The sequence below is a fragment of the Aeromonas sp. 1805 genome, from assembly GCF_013085525.1.
GTDB lineage: Bacteria > Pseudomonadota > Gammaproteobacteria > Enterobacterales > Aeromonadaceae > Aeromonas > Aeromonas hydrophila.
In genome coordinates, this window is record NZ_CP038515.1 from 2,952,419 (window position 1) to 2,965,602 (window position 13,184).

Consider the following 13,184-nt stretch of genomic DNA (forward strand, 5'->3'; position numbering starts at 1 on the left):
AGTGTGGGCCCGTTTTCCTCGGCAGGCCCAGCATGAAGACCCATTCCGACCGCAAATCCGGATTGCATCCACGCAATCGCCATCAGGCTCCCTATGATTTCGATGCGCTCTGCCAGCGTACCCCCGAGCTGCAACCCTTCGTGTTCGTCAACGAGCACGGCACCCAGACCCTGGACTTTGCCGATCCGGCCGCCGTCAAGGCGCTGAACAAGGCGTTGCTGGCGCTGCACTATGGCATTGCGCACTGGGATCTGCCGGCCGGCTATCTCTGCCCGCCCATTCCGGGGCGGGTGGATTACCTGCATCGGGTGGCCGATCTGCTGGCCGAGAGTGCCGGCAAGGTGCCGACCGGCAAGGGTGTGCGGGTGCTGGATATCGGGGTCGGTGCGAACTGCATCTATCCGCTGCTGGGGGCCCGCGAATATGGCTGGCGCTTCGTCGGTTCCGACATCGATCCGGTGTCGGTCAAGGCCGCTACCCTGCTGGCCAAGAGCAACGGGCTGGGTGGCCAGATCGAATGCCGCCTGCAGGACAAGGCTGGCGACATCTTTCAGGGGATTGTAGCGCCGCGCGAGCGTTTTGCGCTGACCCTCTGCAATCCTCCCTTTCATGCTTCGCTGGCAGAGGCGAGCAAGGGTACGGAGCGCAAGCTGCGCAACCTGGGCAAGGCGGCGACGGCCAAGCCGGTGCTCAATTTCGGCGGCCAGAAGGCCGAGCTCTGGTGCGAAGGGGGGGAGGCCGCCTTTCTGGCGAGCATGATCACTCAAAGCAAGGCATTCGCCAGCCAGTGCCTCTGGTTCAGCTCGCTGGTCTCAAAAAAAGAGAACCTGCCGGCGGCCAGGCAGGGGCTGAGCCGGATCGGGGCCCGTCAGGTGCGGGTGCTCGAGATGGCTCAGGGCAACAAGGTGAGCCGGGTTCTGGCCTGGTCTTTCCTGGACGAGGCGGCCAGCAGGCAGTGGTGGTCGCCAATGACGCAGGATAACACCTGAGCCTGCTGAGGCGGGACGACGACAAGGGGCATGCCGATGGTATGCCCCTGTTTTTTGATGGGTGTCAGTGGCCAGTCTGGGTCGATACCCGGCACCCATGACAATCGTTTTTCCCCTTGTGGCATAGGGGCTGGCGCCTGCATGTTAGTGATCACTTTCATCCTCGGTACAGTTGTACGCTGAGATTTTTTTGCACTTGCAGTTGAAACTTTCATAAAATAGGACTGGTTAGACCTCTTTACAGGCTTTGAATCGAATAGGGATCGGTACATGAAAGTTGTCGATTTTCTGAAGCGCAAGCGCGAAATACTGGCGCAGCACCCCTTTGAGCTCAAGGATTGGCTCTCTCCGGCGATCCGCGACTACTGGCGTGAGTTTCAGCAAAAGGCACACCTCCACCCTCTGCTGGGCCGGGTGCTGGATTTGCAGAGCGACAGCCAGTCGACGCAGCAACAGCAGGGCGCGGCGCAAGCCGTCAACGGCCAGCCCGTGCCGCTTACCCCTGCCGTCGAGCTCAGCGGCGAGGCAGCCACTCTGTTTGCCACCTTGCAGGAGCGCATCGGCGAAGAGACCCATGTCGGTGAGTGGTTGCTGGTCAGCCAGCAGATGATCAACGAGTTTGCCGCCGTGACCGGCGACAATCAGTGGATCCACACCGATCCGGAGCGCGCAGCGGCCGAGTCACCGTTCAAGACCACCATTGCCCATGGCTTCCTGACCCTGGCGTTGTTGCCGCAATTGACGGGCAGCATCAACGAGGCCGCCCCCGAGTTTCCGACCGCCCGCATGGTGGTGAACTTCGGCCTGGATCAGGTGCGTTTCCCGTACCCCATCAAGGTGGACAGCAACATCCGCGCCCGCACCAAGCTGGCTCGGGTTACCCCGATCAAGGGCGGGCTGGAGCTGCTCAAGGAGATCAAGGTCGAGATCGAGGGTATTCGTCGCCCAGGCTGCGTCATTGAATCGGTCACCCGGATCTACTTCTGACGGGGTGACGGTGTCACCCGCTGGCATGAATCGTATTGAAAAAAACAGGCTCACCTCGGTGAGCCTGTTTTGTTGATGGCGTTTGTTGTACTTGCCTATGCTGCCTCTAAGTCGCCGCCACTCATGCATCCATGGCTTGCCCCGAGGGCTAGAAGCTGGCCCCCAGGCTTATCAGATGCCGCCACTCTTTGTCTGATAAGGGTGTCTGCACACCTTGATAGTCTAATCTGGCATCTTCCCAATCGAGCTCGCTCGACCAGGAGAGGCGCAGGTGGTCGTTGAAGTAGTAGCGCATCCCCAGGCTGCCTTTTACGGCCTGCGCCCGGGTGATGTAGGGCGAGGGCTGGTCCAGATAGCGCTTGTAGGTGCCCTTGCTGAACAGCTCCAGTTGCTCCGACCAGAGCGCGATGGGTTGGCGGTAGTCCCAACCAAGGCCCATCAGGGGATAGCTGATGATCCTGTCGTTGAAAATATCGGGGATGATGAAGTTGTCCCAATAACCCGGCCTGACGTAGGAACGCTCCAGTCCGGCCTGGCTGATCAGCTCCAGCCGTCGCCGCTTGTCGTTCCAGAACCGGTAACCAGGCCCGGTCACATAACCCACATCCATGTAGTCGGGGCTCAGCATCTGGTATTCAAAGTCGACGGCGGAGCGTAGAAACCAGCGCTGATCGAAGAAGAAGTCCAGCATGGGCTTGAGCCGGTACTCATGGCTGTTGGTGACGTTGTTGGCGGTCTCGTAGATGTACTCCCCATCCAGCGTATAGCGCCAGTCGAGGTTGGCCACCTCGGTGGAGGCCTTCAGGTTGACGTTGTTGGTCTGCTTGTCGCTGTGCTTGAGCTTGACGTTCAGATCGCTGCTGCCGCTCCACAACCAGGCTTTCTGGTCATCCGGCGTCAGGGCCAGCAGAGTAATGCCGGTCTTGACGGTCGGTTTGGGTTTGTCCTGCTTCTCGATGCGCCAGCGCTTGACCGCCTCGCGCTTGACGGTGATGGGGGCGCTGTAAGGGAGCGCGATGCGCACCTGCTGGTCACCTATCTCCTCTATGGTGCCGGTCAGCCGGTCCCCGTTGTCCATCCAGAGGATGTCGGCCGATACCGCCGGGCTCAGCAGCAGGGCCAGCAGACAAAAAATGCGGTAGCTCATGAAGATCCTCGTGAACATGGTTGGCCATCAGCCGCTGACGGGACGGGGGATACCGTTCTTGCTGTTTAGCACGCTGGCGGCCTTGTCACCATCGATTTCCGGTTTGGCGATGAAGGCTTCCACCTCAGGGGAGAGGATCAGCGGGGCGCCCTGCTCCAGCTCCAGTTCGGTGCGAGATAGCGGGGAGTGCACCTCCAGCCAGTGGCGGCCATCAGGCTCGATGGCGGTTTTGACCGGCTGGTTGATCACCCGCACCTGAGTGCCGATGGGGACAATCTTGAACAGGGCCTCGATGTCGTCGGGGCGCAGCCGAATGCAGCCGGCGCTGACCCGCAGACCGACGCCAAAATCCTTGTTGGTGCCGTGGATGAGGTAGTCCTGCTTGCCATAGCCGAGGCGCATGGCGAACTTGCCGAGGGGATTGTCAGGACCGGGCGGCACCACCGCCGGCAGGGTGATCCCCTTTTGCTCGAGCCAGGACTTGCGCACCATGGGGCCGGGCACCCAGGTCGGATTGGGATTCTTGGCGATCACCGTGGTGGTCATCTCCGGCGTCTCCCGCCCTATGTCACCGATCCCGATGGGCAGCACCATCACTTCGTTTTTGCCTTTCGGGAAGTAGTAGAGGCGCAGCTCCGGCAGATTGATGACGATGCCCTCGCGAGGCACGTCCGGCAGCAGCATCTGGGTCGGCAGGGTCAGCCGGGTGCCCGGCTTGGGCAAATAGGGATCGACCCCCGGATTGGCTTCGAGCAGCGCCAAAAAACCAATCTGGGTGTGCTTGCCGATGAGCTCAAGATGTTCATCTGGCTGGACTATGTAGTCCTCCAGTTCGCCGATCAGGCGGCTGCCAGCCGGGGGCAGCGGATAGGTGGTGGCGAGGACGGGAGCCGTCAGCAGGCTGGCGGCCAGCGCCAGCAATGAGAGGGTTCGTGCTATGAACATGTACTTCCTGTCTGATTGAGATGAGGGGGCCGCGAGGCGACCGCCTTGAGTAAAAGGGGGAAATTGTCAGTCAAATGGGTGACGATTGCCAGCTTGGCCGGCCAGGGTTACAGCCGGGTCCCGATATGGCAATCCATCATTTTGACCGTTTCTTGCCCGTTTTTAATGCAAGGCAGCATAACCTGCAATGAACAGCATGCTTGGAGGGCGGTGGGAGAGGGGATGAGTGGTGAGTAGTGCCGGCGGCACCGGTGCAGGGGGAGTGTCTCGGCGTCGGTACTGCATCGGCAACAGGCACGACGGCGGGGAGCATCTCGCCACGGGGCGCGCTCACCTGCTGGTTTTATGTGCAGTTGTTTGATCTTTAAAGAGATTGAAGTTGATTTCCAGAGGCGGCTCCGGTAACAATGATGCCCCGTGGAGAGATGCCGGAGTGGCCGAACGGGATTGACTCGAAATCAATTGTGGCAGCAATGCCACCCAGGGTTCGAATCCCTGTCTCTCCGCCATCTTCAAGGCCCAAGCTGCCAGCCAGCTTGGGCCTTTCTCTATTTGCATGCTTGCTGGCTTGTTACCCGGCAGGGCGCGTCAGGGCCGGTGCACCGATGGCAGGGGTAGAGCGCCACTGCTAGGGTGTTGTCACGGCGTTACATGCTGGAGAAGACATTCATGATCACCCCGCCCGAGATGATCAGCGCCATCGCCAGGATGGCGGGCAGATCCGGTTTTTGCTTGTAGAGGATCATCGAACAGATGGTGACCCCGACGATGCCGAAGCCGCACCAGAGCGAATAGGCCACGCCGACCGGAATGGTGCTCATGGCGCGGGTGAGGGCGAAGTAGCACAGGCTGTAGGCGCAGACGACCAGTATGGATGGCCCCAGTCTGCTGAAACCGTTGGTCTTCTTGATCATCGAGGTGCCGGTGATTTCAGAACCGATAGAGAGCGCCAGCCATAAAAATCCGAAATTAAACATGGGTCATTCCTTTTGCGTCAGTTGGCGATGTTGTTGTTCATGGGGGGAGTGAGGGACTCGGCGGAGGCATCGGCGCCCTCTTCGCTGCCCATCTTGGAGAACAGGTTCATGATGACAATGCCGCTGGCGATGACGGCCATGCCGATCATGGCGGCGGTGTCCGGGTGCTGGCCGTAAAATGCCATCCCCAGCGTGGAGACCACCAGGATGCCGGTGCCGGACCAGGTGGCGTAGGCAAGCCCAACGGGAATGTCTTTTACCGCGCGGGAGAGGGAGTAGTAGCAGGTGCAATAGAGCAGCACGAGCAGACCGAGCAGCAGCATCTTGGTGGTTCCTTCACTGCTGCCAAACATCTTGAGGGTGGAGGTGGCCGAGGTTTCGGACACGATCACCAGCAGCATCCATAGCCAACATTTTGTTTTTGAAGACATAAGTTAAACTCCGGGTTTGTTATTTAAGGTAAGGTTGTTTTTCTTTTCTTCTGCTTTTCAAAAAATCGATGGCGGCATCGGTCAGTTGGGCCTCGGCCGTCTGTGCCAGCACCGGATCCTTCTCAACATCGCTGACCGTGAGATAACGCCGCGCCGTGCCCGCCGGCACAGTAGCCGCGTCGTTCGCCGGTGCCAGCTTCTCCAGCAGTTCATTCATGGTGCACAGCACCACACCGATCTCGCCCAGACGGCTGAGCGCCGCCTGCATGTGCCCGGCATATGGCGTGCTCGGTTGCGCCCCCAGCAGCTGATTCAGCTCGCTGGCGGGATCGCAGTGATAGCGCAGCGCCAGCACCGGCAAGCCGCTCAGCAGGGCATCGTGCAGCCGCCTGGCGACGGGGCTTTGCAGTGAGCCGCTCAGCAGGTCCATCGCCAGCGGGTAGTCGAGAAAGGGCAGCACCAGCGCGCGATAGGGGGCGGGCGGCAGGGCCTGTTGCCAGACGCTGGCCGGCACTGTCTCTCCCAGCGGCTGCCACAGCGCGCCATCCTCGATCTCTGCTGCCAGCGCAAGCTGCAGGGGCTGCCCACAGCCGGCCAGACGGTTTCGAATGGCCTGCCGATAGCCCTGGGCCGCGGTCACCATCACCAGCAGTGGCGGCTGCAGGCGCCTGAGCATCTGTTCGACCAGGCGTTCAATCTGTTCGTCGGTCATGGGGATCTCCGTTAGCCGAGCAGCCTGACCTGCGCGCCGTTTTTCAAGCCGGCGGCGTTGGCCTCTTCGGTATCGATGTGAAATTCCAGCGCGAAATCGTCGCGCACCCGCACCACCACCTCATCGAAGGTCAACTGGCGCTCACCGTCGCTGCGCACGCTCACTTTCTGGCCGTGGGTCACGTTCAGCTGGCGAGCGTCTTGTGGCGAGAGGTGGATATGGCGCCAGGCGCAGATCACCTGAGAGCGCAGCTCCACGTGGCCGGCGGGGCCGATGAGCAGGGCGCTGCCGGTATTTTCCAGCTGGCCTGACTCACGGACCGGCGCCTTGATGCCGAGGGTGAAGCAGTCGGCGCGGGAGATCTCCAGTTGTGAAATCGGCCGGGTCGGGCCGAGTACCCGCACCCGGGTCAGCGAACCCTTGGGGCCGACCACGGTGACGCACTCCTCTGCAGCAAACTGGCCCGGCTGGCGCAGCGGTTTGAGCGGCGTCAGGGTGTAGCCCTTGCCGAACAGGGCCTCGACATCCTGTTGTGCCAGGTGGACGTGGCGATTCGAGATGCCGACCGGGATCGCCGGGCTGACCAGGCTCAGACGGGCGGCGATCTTTTGATGCAGCTGGGGATCGATCATGCTTTCTTCCCTTTTCTTGCCGCGCCCTGTCGGTCTTCCGCCTGATCCGCGGCTGGCTGGCTGGCAGGTGGAGTGGCCGGTTCGGTATCGGCACTGCTTTCCGGTGACAGGGCCGGCACAGCGCTTGTTGCGGTCGTCATCTCCTTCTTGGTGTTGGCCGGTGCGCGCGGCGGGTAGCCCTTGAGGTTGCCGAGCGCCGCTACCGCGCTTGGCTCCGGACGGGCAATCACCAGGGAGTGGACCTGCTGGTCGATGGTGGCGGCCACCGCGACGCCACGCTCGATGGCGGTGTGGATGGCGCTGATCTCCCCTTCGAAGCAGACACTCACCAGCCCAGAACCCACCTTGCGATAGCCGATGCAGCTGACGCCTGCCGCTTTGCAGGCGGCGTCCACCGCCTGAATGGCGGCGACCAATCCTCGCGTTTCAATTACGCCCAAACTTTTCATCGTCGACTCCTGTTAATGGCGGACCAAGCGAATATCGAAATCAAATTGTGCAAAGAAGGCCTCCAGCCGATCCAACTCGTCCGGCGTGTAAGAGGGGTCCTGCGCAATCGGGTAGGGCATATCCAGCCGCTCATATTTCTTGCGGCCCAGCTGGTGGTACGGCAGCATGTCAATCCGCAGGATATTTCCCCGCTTTGCCAATTTCTGTACATATTCGATGGCGCCGGTAATGGCATCCCATGAATCGTTATGTCCACGGATGAGCGGCATGCGCACAATCACCTTGGCGCCGTAATCAACCAGCCATTCCAGATTGCGGCGAATACCTTCATTGCCAATACCCAGCATCGCCTTATGCTGTTCGCTGTTGATTTGCTTGATATCGAATAGGAAGGTATCGGTGACGGGCGCCAGCTGCTGGTAATTGGCCAGCGAGGTGGTGCCCTGGGTCTCGATGGCGGTATTGATCATCATCTTCTTGCATTCGCTAAACAGCGCGACGGCAAAGTCGGTCTGCAGGCTCATCTCGCCGCCGCCGATGGTGACGCCACCGCCGGAGGAGATGTAAAAGTCATAGTCCTGCATGATGATCTCCATCAGCTCGCTGACGGTGACATCCTTGCCCATGATGTCCAGCGCATGCTGGGTGCAGACCTCTTCGCATTTGCGGCAGCCGATGCAATCCTTATTACGATCGACGAAGTGTTTCATGCTGCCGTTCTCCTCGGCCCGGTAATGGACTCCGGCCGGACAGACATTCACGCAGTCACCGCAGTTGATGCATTTGTCGTGCGAAAACATCACCTGAAATTGGCTGCTGAGCCCTTCAGGGTTGGCGCACCAGGGACAGCGAAGGTTGCAGCCCTTGAAAAAAACCAGCGTGCGAATGCCATCGCCGTCATATATCGAATATTTCTGGATATTGAATATGCGGCCGGTTAATTCATTATTTGCGATCACGCTTGCCTCCTCTCCGGATGTGGCAGGCCGCAGTCGCATTATTTGCGACCTGCCATCACGGAGTACTTCCGGTTATTTTTGCGATTAAGAAAGACGGGTTATCAACGCATCGATCAGAACTTCTCAATCACGGTGCGGCTGATGATCTCGTCCTGCACCTCTTTGCACAGCTCGACGAAATAGGCGCTGTAGCCGGCGACGCGCACGATTAGGTCGCGGTACTTCTCCGGCTCCTGCTGCGCCTTTTTCAGCACTTCGTTGTCGACATAGCTGAATTGCATCTGGCCATTGCCGAGGATGGAGGCGGTGCGCAGCAAGGTGATGAGGCCATGGCGTCCCTCCTGGGTATCCAGCAGCCCCTTTAGGAACTTGAAGTTATGCACCATGCCGATGTTCATGGTCTCCACGTTCATCTTGCTGACGGACTTGATGATGGCCGTCGGCCCCTGCTTGTCCGCCCCCTGGGTCGGGCTGATGCCGTCGGAGAGCGGCATCCAGGCCAGGCGCCCGTTCGGCGTGGCGTTGGTCAGCTCGCCGATGGGGGTGTTGTTGGAGATGGAGAGGGTGCCGTGGCTCAGGGTGGAGTAGAGCATCTTGTACTTGCGGCACTCTCGCTCGGTCCACTCGGTGATATCCAGCGCGTACTGGTCGACGTAGTTGTCGTCGTTGCCGTACTTGGGGGCATTGAGGCAGTCGCGGCGCAGCGCTTCGAACCCTTCGAAGTTGGCCAGCAGCGCATCGCGAATTTGTTCGAGTGTGTATCTCTGCTCCTCGAACACCAGCTTGCGGATTGCCGCCATGGAGTCGACATAGGTCGCCAGCCCCGAGAAGATGAGGCCTGGACCGTGGTTGACCACGGCGCCACCGGCGGCGACGTCCTTGCCCTTCTCCATGCAGCCTTCCACCAGCAGTGACATCAGCGGTTTCGGCGCCACGTCGCGGTGCACGCGCTGGCTGATCACGGTGCCGATGGCCGACAGGCGAACGATGTGGGCAATCTGCTGTTTGACCGCCGCATCGAACTGCTCGAAGGTGCGCAGCTCGCGCAGGTCGCCGGTATCCAGCCCCTGATGGCTGTCGAACAGCACCATCCGTCCCCGGTTGAGCACGAACTCGATGGCGATGGGCCACTGGGTGTAACCGGTGGAGGTCCACTGATAGATGCGCCCCGACTTTTGCGGCTCGACGCAGCCCATCAGGCAGTAGTCGCGGGCGTCTTCAAAGTCGAAGCCCTTGCGCAGCATCATCTTGATGTGGGAGTCGTCGAAGTGGCAGGCCGGGAAACCCATCCCCGCCTTCACGACGTCGACGATCTTCTCCATGTATTTCTGCGGTGACTGGTTGTGAATGCGGCAGGCCAGCGACGGCTGGTAGACCTTCACAAACCGCACGGCGTCCATGATGAGGTAGGTCAGATCGTTGCAGGCATCGCCGCCGCTGCGCTTCTGGCCGCCCACGGTCAGGTTGATGAAGGGCTGATAGCCGGCGAAGTATTTCGCCCCCAGCTCGCTCGACATCCACATCAGCTCGGCACACTTGATGATGAAGGCCTGCATCAGCTCGAGCGCGCTTTCGTGGGTCAGGCGACCCTCGCGAATATCCGCTTCGAACATGGGGTAGCAGTACTGGTCGACCCGACCGAGTGACAGACCGGTCTGGTTCTCTTCGATCTCGAACAGCGACTCCACCGTCCAGATGCTCTGCAGCGCTTCTTGCAGGGTCTTGGGCGGGTTGGCCGGCACGTTCTCGTTCACCTCGGCGATGGTCAGCAGCTCGGCGCGGCGCTGGGCATCCTGCTCTTTCACGGCCAGTTCACGGGCATGGGCCGCGATGCGGCGGGCGTAGTTGACCACCCCTTCACAGGTTTCGATCGCTGCCTTGTAGTAGTAGATGCGATCGATGTCGTCCGGGTTCTCCATGCTCAGCTGGTCGAGATGGGCCTGGGCGTCGGCCTTGATGCCGTTCATCCCCTTGGTGAACAGCAGCACGTCGTAGCCCGGGCAGGTGTCGCCACCCCCGTTGATCTGATGGTAGGAGAGGTCGCTGACGAAGGTCTCGCCGCTGAAGGCCCAGACGCCGGCTTCCCGGTACTGCGCTTCGCAAATCTCGTCCAGCGAGCGACCTTCCCAGAACGGCACTATCTCTTCGCGGATGGTTTTCTTGTCCGCTTCGCTGATTTCAAAGGGATCTTGCGGACGGGTGCTCATGGTATCGAGCTCGTCGCGTACCCAGCGCCAAGCAATGTCCGGCGAGAAGGCACCGGCACGCGGCTTGCCGCACGGGTGGCCGACGATCAGCTCGTCGTCCTGGATAAGGATGGGGGCGGTTTCACAGGCGTGACGAAACGCCTTGGCCCGCAGCAAGATGGTCGGCATGCCAGGGTTGGCCTTGACGACCTCGGTAAAGGCCAGTGCCCGGTAGATGGAGACGCTGGGGCGCACGGTCAGATAGTGGTTGCGCAGGCGCTGCAGGCGCGGCGTCAGCCCCTCCATCACCGGCGTATCGGCACAGGCGGCGAACGGGGCGGCAGAGACGTGCTGCACTCCGCGAAAGAGGCGAACCGGCAGCTTGAGGGCGCTCAGGTTTTGCTGGGCGCAGAGGAACATTTCGGAGAGCGGGTTGATGCTCGCCTGTTCCAGGCTGGCGCCGTGCAGCAGGGCATCAAACATGGGGTAGCCGTCGATGGCGCAGGTGGCGCGCACTTCGCTCAGCTCTGCCAGCTTGAACCACAGGCACTCGACGATCTCGTACGCCTGCTGCTCGGTCAGCGCGCCGTTGGCGATATCGCGCTGGAAGTAGGGCAGCAGCGCCTTGTCGGCCCCTTCCGGGTTGACCGCATAGCTGCCGTTGTCGAGTTGAAGCGCCAGCTGGAACAGGTAGAACGACTGGCAGGCCTCTTTGAAGTTGCGTGCCGGATGGGCCGGTACATGGTGCAAAATGGCGGCGCTGTCGCGCAGCTCGGCCTGGCGGAACGGGTTGGTTTCTGCGGCGGCCAGGGTTTCGGCGCTGTTGGCCAGGTTCTGTGCCAGCGCCATCAGGGCGTCGCAGGCGTGGATGGCGGCGCGGCAGCCGTTGACCTCGTCCATGCCACTGCGGCTGACGGCGCTGCCCAGTGCGCGGGTTTTCTCTTCCAGCTGCTGCCTGATGGCCAGCACGCCCTTCTCCACCACCAGCTTGTAGTCGGGGGAGTCGATGGCGCTGTTCAGATTCAGGAACTGGAAGGTGGACGGGCGCTGCCCGGCACTTTCGTCGTGGAAAATGGCGCCGTGCGGGGTGCGGGTCTGGTTGCCGACAATCAGCTCGTCGGCACTGATGGTCAGCGGCAGCTGGCGCATCAGCTCGTAAAAGCGGCGTGCCGGTTTGACGGCGGCAGGAATGCCCGCGATGTCGCCATCCAGCCCGCTCAAAATCGTGGCGTGTTCGCTGCACAGGGTGCTGGTGTGCGCCAGTAAACGTTCAGCCAGCACGTTGACGCGCGGCGTTAAGCTGTAGTGTGCCATGAGGTAGGTTCTCCAGTTCTTGTTCTTAGTGGCCGGCGGCGAGAGTGCCGCACCATGCCTTGCGATAGAGTTCGGTCAATGCCCAGGCATCCGGTGCGCGCGGGTTGGTCGGGGTGCAGTTGTCGCGCAGCGCTTGGCTGACCATCTCCGCCAGCCGCTGGTCGAAATCGGCAGCGAGGAGGCCGGTATCGCCAATGCCGGTGGGCATCTTCATCTCGTCTTTGAGCGCCTGGATGGCCACCAGCAGGCTGTTGACCCCCTCGCGCGGCGTCTGGGCGGGCAGGTCCAGCAGGTGGGCCAGGCGGGCATACTTGTGGGCGGCCTGGGTATCGCACTGCCCGTCGTGGTCGGCGTTCCATGCCACGACCTGCGCCATCAGGAGTGCGTTGGCACGCCCGTGCGGGACGCGGAACACGCCGCCGAGGGCATGAGCCAGGCTGTGGGTGATGCCGAGCGAGGCGTTGGTGAAGGCCATGCCCGCCATGCAGGAGGCGTTGTGCATCTTCTCCCGCGCCAGCAGATCGTGGCCGTCGCGCCAGCAGGCGGGCAGGTAGCGAAAGACCTGCTGCACCACCTTCTCCGCCAGGGCGTCGGAAAAGTCGCTGGCCGCCCGGGATACATAGGCCTCCAGCGCATGGCACAGCACGTCCATCCCGGTGTCGGCGGTGATGGCGGGCGGTACCGATGCCACCAGCGACGGATCGAGAATGGCGATATCCGGCAGCAATGACGGGTCGACCAGCACCAGCTTCTCGCTGCGGGCCTTGACCACCGAGAAGCTGGTCACTTCCGAACCGGTGCCGCTGGTGGTCGGGATGGCCACGAAACAGGGGCGCTCGCGCCCCAGATTCGGGCGGGTTTGCGCCAGGGCGAACATGACCGCTTTGGCTGCATCAATCACCGAACCGCCGCCGAGCGCGATCACCAGATCCGGATAGCAGCTGTCCATGAGCTTCATGCCGCGCACGACCGTGGTGATGTCCGGATCGGCCACTACATCGTCCCAGCACTGGAACGGGATGCCGCGCTGGCGCAGGATCTGCGTCACCCGGTCGGCCAGGCCAACTTTCACCATCATCTGGTCGGTGACCAGCAGCGCCTGGCGGGCGGGCACTTCGGCCAGGGCGGACAGGGCGTCCTGACCGAAGCGGATCCGGGGTTTCAGCAAAAATTCACTCATTGGGTCATTCACTCCTCAAGCGTCCCGAAACACCTTCTCGACAATGGCGACCACCGACATGGCCTTGTAGCGGTCTCTGTTGAGCGCGAGGTACTCCTCGGCCAGTACGACGTCGTGCATGCCTGCGCCGACGCTGTCGACGGCGACCCAGGAGCGGTCCTTCATCGGTTGCTGCTGATCGTCCAGCTGGGTGATCAGCAGCAGGTTGCTGCCACGCAGCTCATCGCATTTCTGCGTGGCGACGACATGTCCGGTTACCTTTGCGAGAATCATGG

The 13,184-nt window shown here is 61.5% G+C and carries 12 protein-coding genes, 1 tRNA gene and 1 pseudogene; 3 read left to right on the forward strand and 11 right to left on the reverse strand.

Features of this window, described 5'->3' with window-relative positions; translation table 11 throughout:
• Positions 1-32: 32 nt before the first annotated feature.
• On the forward strand, positions 33-989 hold the full coding sequence (gene rlmF / locus E5E96_RS13930) for a 23S rRNA (adenine(1618)-N(6))-methyltransferase RlmF (protein WP_171282414.1): 957 nt from the start codon (positions 33-35) through the stop codon (positions 987-989).
• A gap of 270 nt (positions 990-1,259) precedes the next feature.
• Entirely contained in the window at positions 1,260-1,976 is a 717-nt protein-coding gene (locus E5E96_RS13935; protein WP_171282415.1) for a MaoC family dehydratase, read from the forward strand.
• A gap of 148 nt (positions 1,977-2,124) precedes the next feature.
• Here E5E96_RS13935 and E5E96_RS13940 read toward each other — a convergent pair whose 3' ends face one another.
• Positions 2,125-3,123, reverse strand: coding sequence for a DUF481 domain-containing protein (locus E5E96_RS13940; protein ID WP_171282416.1), 999 nt, complete (start codon positions 3,121-3,123; stop codon positions 2,125-2,127).
• Positions 3,124-3,150: 27 nt separating this feature from the next.
• Entirely contained in the window at positions 3,151-4,068 is a 918-nt protein-coding gene (locus tag E5E96_RS13945; RefSeq protein WP_171282417.1) for a L,D-transpeptidase family protein, read from the reverse strand.
• A gap of 419 nt (positions 4,069-4,487) precedes the next feature.
• On the opposite strand from E5E96_RS13945, the gene E5E96_RS13950 reads away from it, so the two are divergent.
• Positions 4,488-4,577, forward strand: a tRNA-Ser gene (locus tag E5E96_RS13950).
• Between the two features lie 138 nt (positions 4,578-4,715).
• Here E5E96_RS13950 and E5E96_RS13955 read toward each other — a convergent pair.
• The 9 genes and pseudogenes from E5E96_RS13955 to E5E96_RS13995 form a co-directional block, all read right to left on the reverse strand.
• A complete protein-coding gene (locus tag E5E96_RS13955) occupies positions 4,716-5,045 on the reverse strand; it encodes a multidrug efflux SMR transporter (RefSeq protein WP_011705235.1) in 330 nt (109 codons plus the stop codon).
• Between the two features lie 17 nt (positions 5,046-5,062).
• Complete coding sequence (locus tag E5E96_RS13960; protein ID WP_171282418.1) at positions 5,063-5,476, reverse strand: multidrug efflux SMR transporter; 414 nt, start codon at positions 5,474-5,476, stop codon at positions 5,063-5,065.
• 19 nt (positions 5,477-5,495) lie between these two features.
• Positions 5,496-6,188, reverse strand: coding sequence for a hypothetical protein (locus tag E5E96_RS13965; protein WP_171282419.1), 693 nt, complete (start codon positions 6,186-6,188; stop codon positions 5,496-5,498).
• An 11-nt stretch (positions 6,189-6,199) separates the two neighbouring features.
• Positions 6,200-6,820, reverse strand: a complete 621-nt coding sequence (locus E5E96_RS13970; protein WP_168756528.1) for a phosphate propanoyltransferase — start codon at positions 6,818-6,820, stop codon at positions 6,200-6,202.
• Positions 6,821-7,035: 215 nt separating this feature from the next.
• A pseudogene (locus E5E96_RS22855) lies at positions 7,036-7,269 on the reverse strand (BMC domain-containing protein); the annotation flags it as partial.
• 12 nt (positions 7,270-7,281) lie between these two features.
• Complete coding sequence (cutD, locus tag E5E96_RS13980) at positions 7,282-8,229, reverse strand: choline TMA-lyase-activating enzyme (protein ID WP_171282421.1); 948 nt, start codon at positions 8,227-8,229, stop codon at positions 7,282-7,284.
• Between the two features lie 113 nt (positions 8,230-8,342).
• Positions 8,343-11,729, reverse strand: a complete 3,387-nt coding sequence (cutC, locus tag E5E96_RS13985; RefSeq protein WP_171282422.1) for a choline trimethylamine-lyase — start codon at positions 11,727-11,729, stop codon at positions 8,343-8,345.
• 25 nt (positions 11,730-11,754) lie between these two features.
• Positions 11,755-12,909 (reverse strand): 1-propanol dehydrogenase PduQ, encoded by a 1,155-nt coding sequence (locus tag E5E96_RS13990; protein WP_171282423.1) that lies wholly within the window; start codon positions 12,907-12,909, stop codon positions 11,755-11,757.
• A 15-nt stretch (positions 12,910-12,924) separates the two neighbouring features.
• Positions 12,925-13,182, reverse strand: a complete 258-nt coding sequence (locus E5E96_RS13995) for a EutN/CcmL family microcompartment protein (protein WP_010634663.1) — start codon at positions 13,180-13,182, stop codon at positions 12,925-12,927.
• Positions 13,183-13,184: the final 2 nt, after the last annotated feature.